General features: G+C 42.5%; 14 protein-coding genes and 1 pseudogene. 5 read left to right on the forward strand and 10 right to left on the reverse strand.

The window, feature by feature from the left end; genetic code table 11:
- Positions 1–92: 92 nt before the first annotated feature.
- From ACF8FD_RS09410 to ACF8FD_RS09420, 3 genes are all read right to left on the reverse strand, one after another.
- A complete protein-coding gene (locus ACF8FD_RS09410) occupies positions 93–608 on the reverse strand; it encodes a YkgB family protein (protein ID WP_004911234.1) in 516 nt (171 codons plus the stop codon).
- A 137-nt stretch (positions 609–745) separates the two neighbouring features.
- Positions 746–1,300 carry a carboxymuconolactone decarboxylase family protein gene (locus tag ACF8FD_RS09415; RefSeq protein WP_000088799.1) on the reverse strand — a complete coding sequence of 185 codons (555 nt, stop codon included), beginning with the start codon at positions 1,298–1,300 and terminating at the stop codon, positions 746–748.
- Between the two features lie 58 nt (positions 1,301–1,358).
- Positions 1,359–1,535: a peptide-methionine (S)-S-oxide reductase gene (locus tag ACF8FD_RS09420; RefSeq protein ID WP_005006244.1), complete on the reverse strand. Its 177-nt coding sequence runs from the start codon at positions 1,533–1,535 to the stop codon at positions 1,359–1,361.
- An 852-nt stretch (positions 1,536–2,387) separates the two neighbouring features.
- On the opposite strand from ACF8FD_RS09420, the gene ACF8FD_RS09425 reads away from it, so the two are divergent.
- A complete protein-coding gene (locus ACF8FD_RS09425; RefSeq protein ID WP_000257537.1) occupies positions 2,388–3,674 on the forward strand; it encodes a GAF domain-containing protein in 1,287 nt (428 codons plus the stop codon).
- 69 nt (positions 3,675–3,743) lie between these two features.
- On the opposite strand, the gene ACF8FD_RS09430 is transcribed toward ACF8FD_RS09425, so the two are convergent.
- The gene (locus ACF8FD_RS09430; RefSeq protein ID WP_153310265.1) at positions 3,744–3,920 is read right to left on the reverse strand and encodes a hypothetical protein; all 177 of its coding nucleotides are present in this window, start codon (positions 3,918–3,920) and stop codon (positions 3,744–3,746) included.
- A gap of 371 nt (positions 3,921–4,291) precedes the next feature.
- Here ACF8FD_RS09430 and ACF8FD_RS09435 point away from each other — a divergent pair, with 371 nt between their 5' ends.
- The gene (locus tag ACF8FD_RS09435) at positions 4,292–5,269 is read left to right on the forward strand and encodes a sensor domain-containing diguanylate cyclase (protein ID WP_002119794.1); all 978 of its coding nucleotides are present in this window, start codon (positions 4,292–4,294) and stop codon (positions 5,267–5,269) included.
- A gap of 219 nt (positions 5,270–5,488) precedes the next feature.
- On the opposite strand, the gene ACF8FD_RS09440 is transcribed toward ACF8FD_RS09435, so the two are convergent.
- The 5 genes from ACF8FD_RS09440 to msrA all read right to left on the reverse strand — a co-directional run bounded on the left by ACF8FD_RS09440 (position 5,489) and on the right by msrA (position 7,866).
- Positions 5,489–6,136 (reverse strand): peptide-methionine (S)-S-oxide reductase, encoded by a 648-nt coding sequence (locus tag ACF8FD_RS09440; protein WP_223846397.1) that lies wholly within the window; start codon positions 6,134–6,136, stop codon positions 5,489–5,491.
- Positions 6,137–6,356: 220 nt separating this feature from the next.
- Positions 6,357–6,602, reverse strand: coding sequence for a glutaredoxin domain-containing protein (locus ACF8FD_RS09445; RefSeq protein WP_011711656.1), 246 nt, complete (start codon positions 6,600–6,602; stop codon positions 6,357–6,359).
- A gap of 54 nt (positions 6,603–6,656) precedes the next feature.
- Complete coding sequence (msrB, locus tag ACF8FD_RS09450; RefSeq protein WP_005403705.1) at positions 6,657–7,097, reverse strand: peptide-methionine (R)-S-oxide reductase MsrB; 441 nt, start codon at positions 7,095–7,097, stop codon at positions 6,657–6,659.
- Between the two features lie 31 nt (positions 7,098–7,128).
- Positions 7,129–7,389 carry a glutaredoxin gene (locus ACF8FD_RS09455; RefSeq protein ID WP_005403706.1) on the reverse strand — a complete coding sequence of 87 codons (261 nt, stop codon included), beginning with the start codon at positions 7,387–7,389 and terminating at the stop codon, positions 7,129–7,131.
- 3 nt (positions 7,390–7,392) lie between these two features.
- Positions 7,393–7,866, reverse strand: coding sequence for a peptide-methionine (S)-S-oxide reductase MsrA (gene msrA, locus ACF8FD_RS09460; RefSeq protein ID WP_005403707.1), 474 nt, complete (start codon positions 7,864–7,866; stop codon positions 7,393–7,395).
- 138 nt (positions 7,867–8,004) lie between these two features.
- On the opposite strand from msrA, the gene ACF8FD_RS09465 reads away from it, so the two are divergent.
- From ACF8FD_RS09465 to ACF8FD_RS09475, 3 genes and pseudogenes are all read left to right on the forward strand, one after another.
- Positions 8,005–8,940 (forward strand): AraC family transcriptional regulator, encoded by a 936-nt coding sequence (locus ACF8FD_RS09465; protein ID WP_005403708.1) that lies wholly within the window; start codon positions 8,005–8,007, stop codon positions 8,938–8,940.
- Between the two features lie 2 nt (positions 8,941–8,942).
- The gene (locus ACF8FD_RS09470) at positions 8,943–9,683 is read left to right on the forward strand and encodes a hypothetical protein (RefSeq protein ID WP_005403709.1); all 741 of its coding nucleotides are present in this window, start codon (positions 8,943–8,945) and stop codon (positions 9,681–9,683) included.
- Positions 9,684–10,894: 1,211 nt separating this feature from the next.
- Positions 10,895–11,538: pseudogene (locus tag ACF8FD_RS09475) on the forward strand (hypothetical protein).
- A gap of 62 nt (positions 11,539–11,600) precedes the next feature.
- Here ACF8FD_RS09475 and ACF8FD_RS09480 read toward each other — a convergent pair.
- Positions 11,601–12,791: an MFS transporter gene (locus tag ACF8FD_RS09480; protein WP_062033424.1), complete on the reverse strand. Its 1,191-nt coding sequence runs from the start codon at positions 12,789–12,791 to the stop codon at positions 11,601–11,603.
- Between the last annotated feature and the right edge of the window lie 267 nt (positions 12,792–13,058).

Genomic DNA, 13,058 nt, shown 5'->3' on the forward strand with positions numbered 1-13,058 from the left:
TAAGGCACGTACTTGAAGCACTTAAAAGATAAAAATAAAGGCTCTCTAATGTGTTTAGGAGCCATCTAACTTATAGTTGTTTCGGGTGAGGCTTATTTGTTTTTGTGCTCCAGTGCTGTAAGTGATGTACCTACGATAAATATAGACACGACAAACAAGCCTAAATCTTTTAGCAAAAACTGGCCAGGAACCACAGAGATCGCAGGAAACCCAAGAGATGCCTCAAAAACACCGGGTGTAGTCAGCATGAACGACAATGTCGTAAAAAAGAGTCCGGTTGAAAGTACACCGCCCAAGATTGCGAGCTTAGGGGAGAAAACTCGTGCAGCGATTAACAGGCCAACTGAAATTTCAAGCACACCCAGAAAATTTGAGAATCCTTGAATGCTGAGGAAGCTATACATCCACGAAAGCAGAGGGCTATTACTAACAAAACCATGTATACCGTTTGCTTCGTAGCTAGTGAATTTCATGCCACCAAACCACAAATATATTATCGTCATGGCAACGTAGATGCCACCTATACCAAACTTAGTGATTTTTGCACCGAGATTATTACTAAGGGTATTGGTAGTCTGGACACCATTTTCAATTTCGGGAATAGTCATCTTATATCTCCAATTATTTTTAGCCATGTGGACTCACTCTATGTAGCCCACTAAAATGATATGACTCTTGAGAAAAACTATATGTTTACTCGAGTCGAACCTAACTTAGGTAATTGCTGTAGTTGAGCACCAATGGATTAGACATCAATGCCTAGTGGTTGAACGGCCGGGAAGTCGACCTCGGTCTGTGTCACTTCGTTAACGTAGTTAGTGAAAGTGTTCAGGGCAACAGCCAACAGAATATCCACTACATGTGCATCACTGTAGCCAGCGTTCAGCACCGCTTGGACCTGGTCATTGCTGACTTGCCCGCGCTGGCGGACTACGGCGGCAGCAAAACGCACGGCTGCGTCGGCCTTAGGGTCATTTGATGCACCGCTGCGGTTGGCAGTGAGTTCAGCATCATCAAGCTTGGCCACCTTACGGCCTAGGAAGGAATGGGCAGCAAGGCAATAATCGCAGCCGTTGATCTCAGCGACGGCTAGGGCAATACGCTCAAGAGTCGCTGTACCCAAGCCGCCCTGTGCTGATGCTGCGCTCAATTGCAGGTAGCCAGTCAGCGCAGCAGGGCTGTTGGCAACGACGCGGAACATGTTAGGAACGCGGCCCAGTTGTTTTTCCACAGCCTTGAGTGAGGTATGGGTAGCAGTAGGCGCGGCGTCGATTGTGGTAGGGGTGTTCAAACGTGACATAAATTTCTCCTAGTGATTTGAAAGACAGCACGCTGTATTGGCGTGGAATAAATTGTATTTAAGAAGGTTCTGCTTGATAATCCGTTGCTATCAGACAGCTCATCTTCACGTCTTGCGCAGTCGCCATTTCAGTGCCACTACACACCTTCGTTGACGTCACGCCGTCCTGATTTCTAAGGAGGTCTTCGAGACCCCAAAAACACCCTCCGGCAACGATCACATAATCTAGTTTCATAAAGCCTCCTTAGTTTTCATCCACTTACTGATTAGACTGACTTTACAGCATGTAAAATAGATATAATATGTTCAATAGTTCGTATAACATGACCTATTGGACAGTTTACGTAGGGGCTATGTATGGATGCAGACTTTGGATATCAGATTAAAAGAGTTGTGAAATTAAGGGTTCACGAAAAACTGCAAATATAGGGCAAATCAGATTGTCTATACCCATAATTTAGAGCGCCCGAGCATCAGGAACTCACTGAAAGCAGACGTTTCTGAAAATAAACAAGGCACAGCGCTTGAAAATTTCGAGACATCAACGTTTTGCCAAAAGGCTAAAAATGCGTGCACTACTCATTTCGCATTTAAAGAGAGCATCGGTTATTAGGCAATAACGATGTGGCCAAAATTTGTCGACCACTACACTATCTCGTAAACGAGTTTGATAGACGTCAACTAGTACGTATTTTTAGTGTAAGGTCATATTAATGCACGATGCTAAACTCTGCTGTGAGCTAGGTAGGATGTATAAATACCATAAATATTTCAATGCTTTACTTTTTAAAGCTCAAGTGAGTTACTCAGTTCCGACTGTTGGTGGCAGATTTGGAATCTCGCGATTTGTCTTAAATGTCAGCCAAGCAAGTCTCTCGCTAATAAAGTGTTGACTATCCCTGACAAAGTAACAATTTCTTGCCATAATCAGACTTAAGCACTTTACTTAGAGTGTATGTGCGCCGCTTAATGCATCAATGCTGCTAATTCCCTGATTGACATCAATCACTTTGTTTCCTGTTTGATACTCTGAGATAAACAAGATCGAATGATGCAAAAGGGGACTATTTAAATACTGAGGGAACAAATGGCAGTAGATTTGAGCATAGAAACCGCTCTGCTCCTAGAGCGCTGGCAAGGCATTGTAAACTCGATGGCTCAAGTCGCGGAAGTGCCTTGTGTGCTGATTAATCGATTAGATAAAAACGAAATTTGTCAGGCTGTTGGCAGTGTGTCAGTACCAACTTTTTATTGCGGTGAACCTGTTCCATTGGCACTTAACACTTATTGTTCCCAAGTCATTTCCAGTAACCAGCCATTACTAGTTGAAAATGCAATCGGTACCCGATATGAAAACAATAACCCAACATTTGCAGCAGGCTTTAGTTATTACTATGGCCTGCCATTGCTTTGGCCTAGCGGAAAAACTTTCGGTACTTTGTGTATGTTGGACTTTTCAAGCCCAGATCGGGCATCACAACACTGTTCCTTACTCACACTTTTTAAGCAGGCCATTGAATACGATTTACAGATGCTTCAACAACAGCAAGATCTGCTAAAGCGTGAGCAACAAGCAGACAAAAAATTTATACAACTATTCAATGAGATGTCAAATAGGATAAGACCGGTAACTAATAATAAGTTGCTTCAATCTGAGTTGTTTGTACTTTTGACAAGCCAATACCAATACTGGCATCAGGAACTGGATAAGCAGCTTAATCAAACCGTCCTGACTGATGAAAACTCCATTCATATAGCGGCACTGGTTCGAATTTGGTCAAATTTGTTGGCGATTGCCCATGAAACAGAATGGTTGAGAGCTACGGCAGTTCTAGAACCTTATAGTTGTGATGCTGTTGCGTCACTGGTCAATGCAACTCCATTATTAGAACAAGCAGTGTATAAAACAGCGCTGACCCTTGGTGCTGATCTCGTTTTGAGGAGTCATTTGCCTAATCCACTGTTACTAAGTGGGAAACCAGAGTTATGGTCTCTGATAGGACTAGCTATCACGAGCTTTTTAGTTGTTGGCGCCAGCGGTACAAGTATAACTATTTTTGTCAGTAACCGATTAAAAGGTAAGTACAGAGTTTTGGAATGGTCCCTTCTTGTAAAAGGCCAGACGATGCCGCTGCGTTTTACCCGCGATAATCAAGCGCTTTATGGTTTTGCAACAGTATGTGCCGAGTTAGCGGGTGCTGTTCTTGAATCTGGTGAGTGGCAATTAACTGAGAGTCTTCAGCAACAGAGTCGTTATCTCAACTCAAATCGTGATCACGTTGACGACATTGAAAGCAGGAATGCTTCAAGAACTGCTAATGGCATAACCAGGCTTATCTGCTTATCGATACCGGTGATGGGAGACGATTTATAAACACTCAGCGATGATCAGCGAAGTTGTGTTTTAGTTTTCTTGTTGGCACTACATCCGGTATGGCGGCCTTTAATCTGAGAGTGACACTTGGGATAACTGAAAAACTGGCTGTGATTCTGCTGAACGGAGCTTGGTGCTAAGCATGTTGGCGTCATTCAAAGCAAGGTCAACACTGCTATTAACGTTTACGATTATCTGACGGACGTGCTGCTGCGCGTCAACCAACATCCAGTAAGCAAGGTACATGAACTAATGCCGAAGTTACGGAAAGCTCAGTTCGAAAGCGCATTACAGCGTTCAGCTCTATTTAGCAATCCCGATGCTTCGGTAAAATAAGCCACGGAAAATGCTCCGGAGGCCGCATGCACACTAAATAGATGACGTTAGACGAAGAGTTGGATTTAAACGAGCAAATTATAGAGCCTGCGACCGGAAAAGCCAAAAGTTTATAAATACAGCTAAAACTCAAATCAAGCAGGCGAATATTGTACAAAACAATACCATTGCTACAGAGATAACTTCAAGTCTGACAGATCTATGCTAGAGTTAAATCAACGATTTAATTCATTTTTCTATGCAGGATCTTTGAAAAATGCAGTAGAAAAACGGAGAAGTACATGACCTTTAGTTTAGCTCAAACAGCTAGTGCAGAAACCACACTAAAAGCACCTGCTGAAGCAGATCAGAACCTGCGGGATATCACTGAACTGGCGTGTTATATCTGTGATGCACCAGTGGCTATGGTGACGCGAACCGATGACACAAAGCTGAATCTAATTGCAAAAGTTGGTATTTCGCGTACCTCTGTATTAATTAAAGAGTCCTTTTGCGTGTATGCAATGGAAACACCTGATGCGGTAATGGTGGTCCCTGACGCTACTTTAGATCACAGATTCAGTACCAATGCTATGGTGATTTCAGGACCTGGCTACCGATTTTATGCTGGCTCGCCGCTGATTGATCCCGAAGGTGCAGTGATTGGTACTATTTGTGTCTATGATCATGTTCCTAAGCAGCTGAACCAGCGGCAGATAAGCTCTTTGCAGGCTCTGTCCAGACAAGTGATCGCCATACTGGAGCTGAAAAAAGTCGGCGAACAATTACATAATACCAGCATGACGGATGCGCTGACAGGGGTGAACAACAGAAGAGCTTTTGACCTCAAGTTTGAAGCTGAATTTGCTCGCTGGCAAAGAACAGGACAATCTTTTGTACTGGCATTGATTGATATTGATCACTTTAAGAGTTTTAACGACAGCTATGGTCATGCCGCAGGAGATGAGGCACTGAGTCAAGTCGCGGCTCTGTTTCAGCGCCATAGCAGGAACTATGACTTTTTCGCCCGTTATGGTGGTGAAGAGTTTGTGCTGATCCTGCCAGGCACAGACACAGCGTCCGCAAATAAAACACTGGAAAAGTTAAGGCTGGTAGTGGCTAACCATGAGTGGTTATTACGACAATTAACGGTCAGCATAGGTTTGGCCAGCGCTGATTTATTTGACGACAAAAAGCAGTTGCTCGAAGTCGCCGATCAGATGTTATACAAAGCTAAAACCCAAGGCCGCAATCAAACCAGTGTGTTCGCCACACTGTAAGAGATCTGTTCATGCTGCGCTGATCTCAAGACCTCATAAAAACTGAGGTCTTGCTTCGGTCGATAAGCTGGTCTGATATTGGCATTATTTATTCCTTTCAAATACATGGGTAATGCGACTTACACAGATTTTTTATGCTCTCTTGGACTCCATGTGAAGGAGATCGTCACATTCTTTACATATAGAAAATAGAGTTCTTTAGCCAGCTGCAATTTCAGATTAACCGATTCGGTAAGCTTTCTGCATTTCCGGAGACAACTTTTTTAGCCAGCTTGAGAGACTGAAGCCTTTTCTATCGGTACTATTTAATTTAGTAAAATACAGATGTTCATCCCAGCGAGGACCGAAATCTACTTCTGCAAGACTTACAAGCTGTTTGTTTCTGCGAAGACGATGCTTTTGATGGTAATCTTCGGCGGGCCAAAAATAACCATTTTGTTCTCCGGCCTCAATCACCTCGGGAGATTTCTCCTTTCCAATCGCTTGAATCAGTTCTTCAGCTACTTGTTTTTGCTCCAGATCAAAAACAAAAAGTATCTGGCGATACTGGCCCTGCTTTCTACCATGAACAGACCATGATTCAAAACTTCCAAGAAGTTCCCTGTAGCTGATTTGGTCTTTATCGTAGATCACTCTGACGACTTCGGCGTGTCCGTTGATGTTGCGGTAACTCGGATCCAGAGTTGATGCTCCAGCGTAGCCAACACGTGTTTGCACTACTCCCTGCGTCCCTCCAAAATTAGAATCCGGTCCCCAAAAGCAACCCATGCCGAAAACCGTTTGACTAAGCTTCCCGATTTTCAATGCTTCTTCGATTGCTTCAGGGGTTGCAAATTCATAGCTTTCAACACCGTCTTCTTTATTCATTTTTAGATCCGACATATTTTTCACCTAACTTTCAAAAATTGAAGCCACTCCCATTCCTCACGCCGTGCAAACGACGATAAGACCACGTTTTCCAACACCAGCTTGATGAAGTATCTTTGCTAAAACTCCGCAGCATGTTTCTTGGTAACACAACTGCGGAAAATTGCTGTAATCATTGATCTTACTGCTTATTAAGTTATTAATAATTCTAAAAAACTCATTATTTCATTGAAGCTTCCAACCACCTGTCAAGGTCCTTGAACTTGGGGTTTCTCAGCTTCTTTGTCCCAACCACTATTGTCGGGAAATTCAGCTTTCCGTTCGAATAGAGGGAGCACAGTTCATCAGCAGCCGCGTCGTCTTCATGAACATCCAAAAAAACAAACTGGCTCCCTTTTTCTTGCAAGTACGAATGGTAAATCTTGGTTTTATGGCAGTCTTTATGACCGAACAGCTTAATCAACACGAACGGCTCCTTTTTTCAAAAGGTTCACTTTCATAAACCCCCTCGATTTAAAAATTATTCTACAAACTTCAATGACTCCGAGTTAATACAGAATCGGACCCCTGATGGCTCAGGACCGTCTGGAAAAGCGTGCCCCAGATGGGCTTCGCACACATTGCATAGCACTTCGATTCTGCGCCCGAAGGTCGTATCCAGTTCATATTGAATTACGTTGTCTGCGACTGGCTCAGAAAAACTCGGCCATCCCGTTCCCGAATCGAACTTTAGGTTCGAGTCAAAGAGTTCGGTGTCGCAGCCCACACAGGCGTACCTTCCAGCTTCATAAAATGAACAGAGTTCTCCGGTGTGCGCGCGTTCGGTGCCTTTCATCCGCATGACCCGAAATTGCGCTGGCGTCAGAATTTCTTTCCACTCTTCCTCGCTCTTTTCTACTTTTTTGGGAGGCGCGGGAGTGCCGTTATCCAGGTAGTTGTAAATGCTTTTCCAATTGAACATATATTTGCTCCTTTATTTTAGGGTTCACTCTTTAGCTATCAATCCACGAGAAGAAGTCTGTAGCACTACCAATGAATTCTCCATCCACAAAAACTTGCGGTACAGTTTGGAGATTTGTTCTTTCCTTCAACTCCAGGTAAGTCTTCGGATCGTCGTCTACGCGAATTTGTTTGAAATCGACCTTTTCAGCAGTTAGGTAATTCTTCACGCGTGCGCAAAATGGACAATGGTCTTTCGTATAAATAACAACATTCTTAAGTGCTTTCATTTTTTCCTCGTTCATTTGGTTCATGATTTAGTCTCTTTCAAAATGGCAAGAGTATCCGCTGGGATTCCTCTGCAAATAGTTTTGGTGATATGCCTCAGCGTCGTAGAATTCTTTTTCCAGGGTGACGGTCGTGACCACTTCATTCTCGAAGCGACCGATCTCATTGACCTCATCAATCACGTTTTCGATAATCGCTTTCTGTGCATCGTCACGATAGAACGCTGCCGAGCGATACGAAGTGCCAACATCATTTCCTTGGCGATTCTTCGTAGTCGGATCATGGATTTTGAAAAAGTAATGTAGAATCTCTTCGAGAGATATTTCGTCTTGGTCGTATTCCACGCGAACCGCTTCGGCGTGCCCCGTTTTCCCTGTTATAATATCGGCGTAGGTAGGATCATCAAAATCTCCGCCAGAGTAGCCCACCTTCGTTGACGTCACACCGTCCAGACTCCTAAGGAGGTCTTCGAGACTCCAAAAACACCCTCCGGCAACGATCACATTATTTATTTTTCATAAAGCCTCCTTGGTTTTTATCTATTTACTAATGGAACTGAATTTACAGCATGTAAAATAGATATAACATGCTCAATAGTTCGTATAATGTGACTTATTAGACAGTTTACGTAGGAGCTATATATGGATGTTCTCAGTGAAATTTTAGATAAGGTAGAGCTTACTAGCAGCTACTGGTATAGAACCTCATTTGCGGGAGACTGGGGCATCAGCCTCCCGCAGGAAGAGAATCTAGCGAGATTTCACATCGTGACTCATGGCGAGTTTTGGTATGAGGTGCCAAAACTTAAACTTAAAGCATTGGCGGAGCAGGGCGATATTTTGATCTTTTTCAAAGGGATGGAGCACACCATGGCCAGTGCACCAAAAATCAAGGCCGAGCCTGCGGTCGAATTTAGAGCTAAAGCCAACCTCACCGAAGCTCAAGTTTTGGAATACGGTGATCAGAGCAAGCTCAAAGCCAACGTCGTTTGCGGACATTTTTGTTTTAATGGCGGACCCGATCATCCATTCTTAAATTCGCTGCCAAATGTCGTGCATATCAAGAGTGCTGATAACTCCCACTCGCCTTGGCTTGCCATGCTTTTAAGTATTATAGAGCAGGAAGCAAAATCAGGGCTTCCTGGAAGCAACACGTTAGTCAGAAAGCTGACCGAAATTATCTTCGTGCAAGCGTTAAGAATCCACATGTACAAATCCAATAAAAATGCTGGATTCTTCAAACTGATCGAAAATCCGCAACTCAGCAAAACCTTGGAAGCTATTCATCATAGTCTCGATAAAAAATGGGGTCTTGACGATCTCGCCGGGATTGCGGGGATGTCGCGTACGAACTACAGCGTCAAATTTAAGGAGCTGTCAGGCATGACACCTCTTGATTATTTAACCTATTGTCGGCTTGAAAAAGCAAAGCAGCTGCTTAAAGAATCCGGTAAGTCTGTTCCCGAAGTGAGTGAAGCCATTGGGTATTCGGCACATGAACACTTTCAAAAGTTGTTTAAGAAAAAAATTGGCAAAACTCCTAGCGCGTACAGAAAAGAAAATTCTGAAAAGGTGTAAAAATGAATATCTATAACTCTCCTGTTACCAAAATAGCTTTCTGGGTCATAGTCATTGGTGGTGCGGCTTGCCTGCTTATCCCTTTGTTTGCACCTCTTCTTCCGCTGCAATATTTGAAAGGTTATGGCGAAATAGGAGATGTTCTTGGAGGTATTTCAAGCCCATTTCTACAAATTCTGGGTTCAGTGCTTCTCTTTCTGGTGTTAAAAGCTCAGATTGACGCTAATGGCATCCTCCATCAGCAAATCGAAAAGGAATATACGAAGGAGCAACTGAGGCACGAGTTGAATCAGCTTCACGAACTTTATATGTTCGTCGAAAGAAACATTAAAAATTTTAGCTACGATCAGGAAAAGATGATTGATGGCAAGTCGCAAATGATCCTTTTGCATTCCCGGCGAGCGATTAAATGTTTCATTGAGGATCTAGAGAGCTTAGATGTTGATATTCACAAAGATGACGACATTTTAAGGTTCGACGGGGTTAAAGAAATTATGAGCATTTTGAACAGCGTTGACCTATATTTCGACAAAATCAAAGACAGCGAGATTGCACCTTATCATAAGAGTTTTTATAAAACGCTTATGCAGCACGAACTTCTCTTCAGCGTTTTTCCTTATCAAGATCTCGACAATCAAGCGTACCTAAAACAAGAGCATTGCCCAGAGTGTGGTGAATATCATGCAAATTATCCGCCACTGATTTATGACCGGTTACAGAAAATTAAAAAAAGTTTCTCCTGATGTATTATGGATATTTATTCGGTATCGGTCCTACCAAAAAGCTATTTGTAGTATCTCGAGTACGTGCTGTGGTGTAGTAATTCCAATCTTAGAAAACTCAAAGCTTATTCTGAAACTATCGGAATTGTCGGTTGGGTGAGACTTAGTCGCCCCGTAAAGCCTTATCGGGGCGGCAAAGATAACTTTTTATATCACTGCTATTGATGACGTCCTTTGTTTACTAAAGTTGTAAGCCCTTATTCTTTGTTTTAGACCTTCAACCACTCCGGGCTTGTCACTAGGAGAGTCCCCTTGGCTAACCTTAGCCGTCAGATCGTATTCAGCGATTTCTAGCCGGTCCCCCTGAATCATTTTACGCCAACCGTTCCACAACTTAGGGTCAAGCTCTTCGGTACGCCAACCATCGGTCGGTTCGCTCCGACTCGCTAAAGCCAGATCCCTGATTTGGTTCTGGAGCGTTAGATCGTCAATCATTGTTTGGGAGTGAGAATGTTGAGGGATTAAGTTTTGATACAAAAGATTAAACTTACACCAATTTTACGCCATGGAATTTTAATATTTTTATAAATTATTGATATTTAATATATATTTTAAATTTATTGTCCAATCCATCATCGGTGCAACACTGATTCGTGGAGATTGAGGGGTTTCAATGGTTTTGTCAGTATTCATTAAAAAATCAGGCTCTTGATCAGTGTTTATCAGCTTTTGTCTGCAAAGACATGGTGAACAACCTATGTCTTAGAGCGGAAGCGGTGCAAAGAAATATGTGGGAAATTACATGAAAATCAGATGTCGCAAAGCCAAAGCATCAATCCATTTATTGAGCACGATACAGCACAATGTAATGAGCTGAAATGCATTCATTACCGATAGGAGGATCTTTGGGAGTGGACGAAAAATGAAACTCGGTGCTTCATTTTTATTCAGGTATTTCCGATAGCACGCAATACTATCACAAAAATGGAATACATTCATTGAGAGGTATTATCTGCTTTTATCAACCTTAGAACTTATAATTAATGGTAAGAGGAGCAGCCAATATTCATTAGATACATTGAAATATAGAAAACAGAATGTTTTTTTCGATAGAACATTCACACTGAACTTGTGGGATTTATCAATCATTATGTCCTAGCAGGATTAAATTGAATTTAGCTTAATCATTCAGTATGTTGAATATATAGAAGAATAAAGTATAGGAAAAGCCGATGTTGCTTTTAGAAGAAATTTTTAAAACTAAAAAAATACAACAGAGTGATGAGTTTAATCTGAGAATACATCGTGGGCTGAGTTGGTTAAAGCAAGCATTCCTGCTCGATCATGATCCCGATTTGCAATTTATCAGCCTCTGGATTTCTTTCAATGCTATATATGCACAAGACTTGGGGCAAAGTCAGGACAAACAGAGTTTACGTCAGTTCTTACATTTAATTTGCCAGCATGATGTCGATCATAGAATTTATAGCATTTTATGGGACAAGTTTAGTCAAGCCATTCGTATGCTCTTAGACAACCAATACACCTATCAAGGCTATTGGGACTATCAAAATAAGAAAATTGGTTTAGAGGTCTGTAAGGCTCAGCTTGAACAAGAAAAGAAAAAAGTGGCGAAAGCGCTACAGCAGAAACATTCGGTCGATATTTATTGGTACTGTTTAACCGTTTATATACCTTGAGAAATCAGCTGATGCATGGCGGTTCAACCTATAAGAGTTCATTGAATCGCAAGCAGCTACAAGATGGCTGTCAAATTTTATCGGCTTTGCTGCCCGCATTTTTGTACATTGCTTTGGAAAATGCCGATAGTCTCGATTTGGGTAAACCTTTTTACCCAGTGGCTCAGGTCAGTTAGCGCTCAAAATGAAGTGCCCAAACAAAAAGACAGTTTACTGAGTAAACTGTCTTTTTTGAGGGTTAAGCAATACCATGTTTTTTGCTATATAAGGTATCCAGCAGAGCAAAGACACCCGCCATCATCACCAGTGTAATACCGACCAAACATGTACTAGTCCAGCCACCGTGATGCCATGCATAGACACCCAGTGCCGAGCCACACGCGCCACCAATAAAATATAAGGTCATATAGATGGAGTTCACCCGCGACTTCGCATCGGGGCGTAAACGGAAAATCACGTTTTGGTTACAACTGTGTGTGGTTGCAAGTCCTAAATTAATCAGTGCATAACCGATGATGTAGCTGATGAGTGAACTCCCGCCTAAATATAGGAACACCCAACTGAGGGCTAACGTCCCACAGCCGACCCAAGTCAAAAGCAAGGTATAACCGCGATCGGCCCATTTACCAATCCACTGAGTGGAGAGTGCACCAAATACGCCGACCAAAGTTACCACGCCGACTAAAACATCCGAAAGTTGAAATGGCTCAGAGGTTAAAAGTAAGGCAATTGTTGAAAACAGCATACTCATGGCAGCAAAAGCAAATCCACCCGTGATTGAGCGAAACACCAAACGAGGCTCTTGTTGCAGCAGACTCCCCATGGACTTAAAAATGTCGAAATAGGTGATTTTAAGTTTTGGTAGTTGGGGGAGTTTTCCTTTCATCAGAAGGGCCAAAGCAAACATGGCAATGCCACTCAGCACATAAATCATTTTCCAGTGCCATAAGTCTGAGAGTAATCCAGCCACACTGGTCGACAGTAAAATCCCGACCAATAAGCCACTCATGAGGAAACCGACGACTTCTCCCGTTTTTTCAGGTTTGACTGCCATCGTAGCCAGAGGAATCAGCACTTGTGCTGCAACTGAAAAGAGTCCTGTAATAATGGTGCCTAACCAGAGCATCGATAAGTTGGTAGATGTCGCACAGATAAACAGCCCAGCAGATGTGCCAAACATCAGGAATGGAATTAGTTTGGCTTTGTTCAGCATGTCGCCTAAGGGCACAATGAACAGTAAACCTAAAGCATAGGAGACTTGAGCAAAGGTCACGGTCAAAGCCACTTGTTCTTCTGGTGCTTGAAAGCTTTGCTGAATAGAGGAAATCAAAGGCTGGCAATAATAGTTTGCCCCTGCACATAAGCCGCAGACAATTGCCATCAGCCAGAGCAGAGATTTGTCTCGACTGATGTCGAAAGAAGTATTCATAATGAGCCTTTGATGAGGGAGTATTTTTTAGAATGACGTTTACATCGTGCTTTGAGCTAAATAGATGCATCGTTTCAGAAATTGTATACGAAGCTGATTCAAAAGCCTAAAACAAGCGAGAAAAGGCTGCATAAAAAAATGAGTCGAAGATGAAGACATAGCAAATAGTATGACCTGTTCTGAGGATGGTGTTTTCATCTAATACAATCAAAAAATGATGATATTTCGAATTTCCTGTCAAAAAATCATAAAAATCTTTAAAAAATT

Source organism: Acinetobacter sp. TYF_19, from assembly GCF_043105125.1.
Lineage (GTDB): Bacteria > Pseudomonadota > Gammaproteobacteria > Pseudomonadales > Moraxellaceae > Acinetobacter > Acinetobacter johnsonii.

Bases quoted from the DNA above. Each gene is read 5' to 3' on its own strand.
- ACF8FD_RS09410 (WP_004911234.1), bottom strand. From the start codon at position 608: ATGACTATTCCCGAAATTGAAAATGGTGTCCAGACTACCAATACCCTT.
- ACF8FD_RS09415 (WP_000088799.1), bottom strand. From the start codon at position 1,300: ATGTCACGTTTGAACACCCCTACCACAATCGACGCCGCGCCTACTGCT.
- ACF8FD_RS09420 (WP_005006244.1), bottom strand. From the start codon at position 1,535: ATGAAACTAGATTATGTGATCGTTGCCGGAGGGTGTTTTTGGGGTCTC.
- ACF8FD_RS09425 (WP_000257537.1), top strand. From the start codon at position 2,388: ATGGCAGTAGATTTGAGCATAGAAACCGCTCTGCTCCTAGAGCGCTGG.
- ACF8FD_RS09430 (WP_153310265.1), bottom strand. From the start codon at position 3,920: ATGTACCTTGCTTACTGGATGTTGGTTGACGCGCAGCAGCACGTCCGT.
- ACF8FD_RS09435 (WP_002119794.1), top strand. From the start codon at position 4,292: ATGACCTTTAGTTTAGCTCAAACAGCTAGTGCAGAAACCACACTAAAA.
- ACF8FD_RS09440 (WP_223846397.1), bottom strand. From the start codon at position 6,136: ATGAATAAAGAAGACGGTGTTGAAAGCTATGAATTTGCAACCCCTGAA.
- msrB (WP_005403705.1), bottom strand. From the start codon at position 7,097: ATGTTCAATTGGAAAAGCATTTACAACTACCTGGATAACGGCACTCCC.
- ACF8FD_RS09455 (WP_005403706.1), bottom strand. From the start codon at position 7,389: ATGAACCAAATGAACGAGGAAAAAATGAAAGCACTTAAGAATGTTGTT.
- ACF8FD_RS09465 (WP_005403708.1), top strand. From the start codon at position 8,005: ATGGATGTTCTCAGTGAAATTTTAGATAAGGTAGAGCTTACTAGCAGC.
- ACF8FD_RS09470 (WP_005403709.1), top strand. From the start codon at position 8,943: ATGAATATCTATAACTCTCCTGTTACCAAAATAGCTTTCTGGGTCATA.
- ACF8FD_RS09480 (WP_062033424.1), bottom strand. From the start codon at position 12,791: ATGAATACTTCTTTCGACATCAGTCGAGACAAATCTCTGCTCTGGCTG.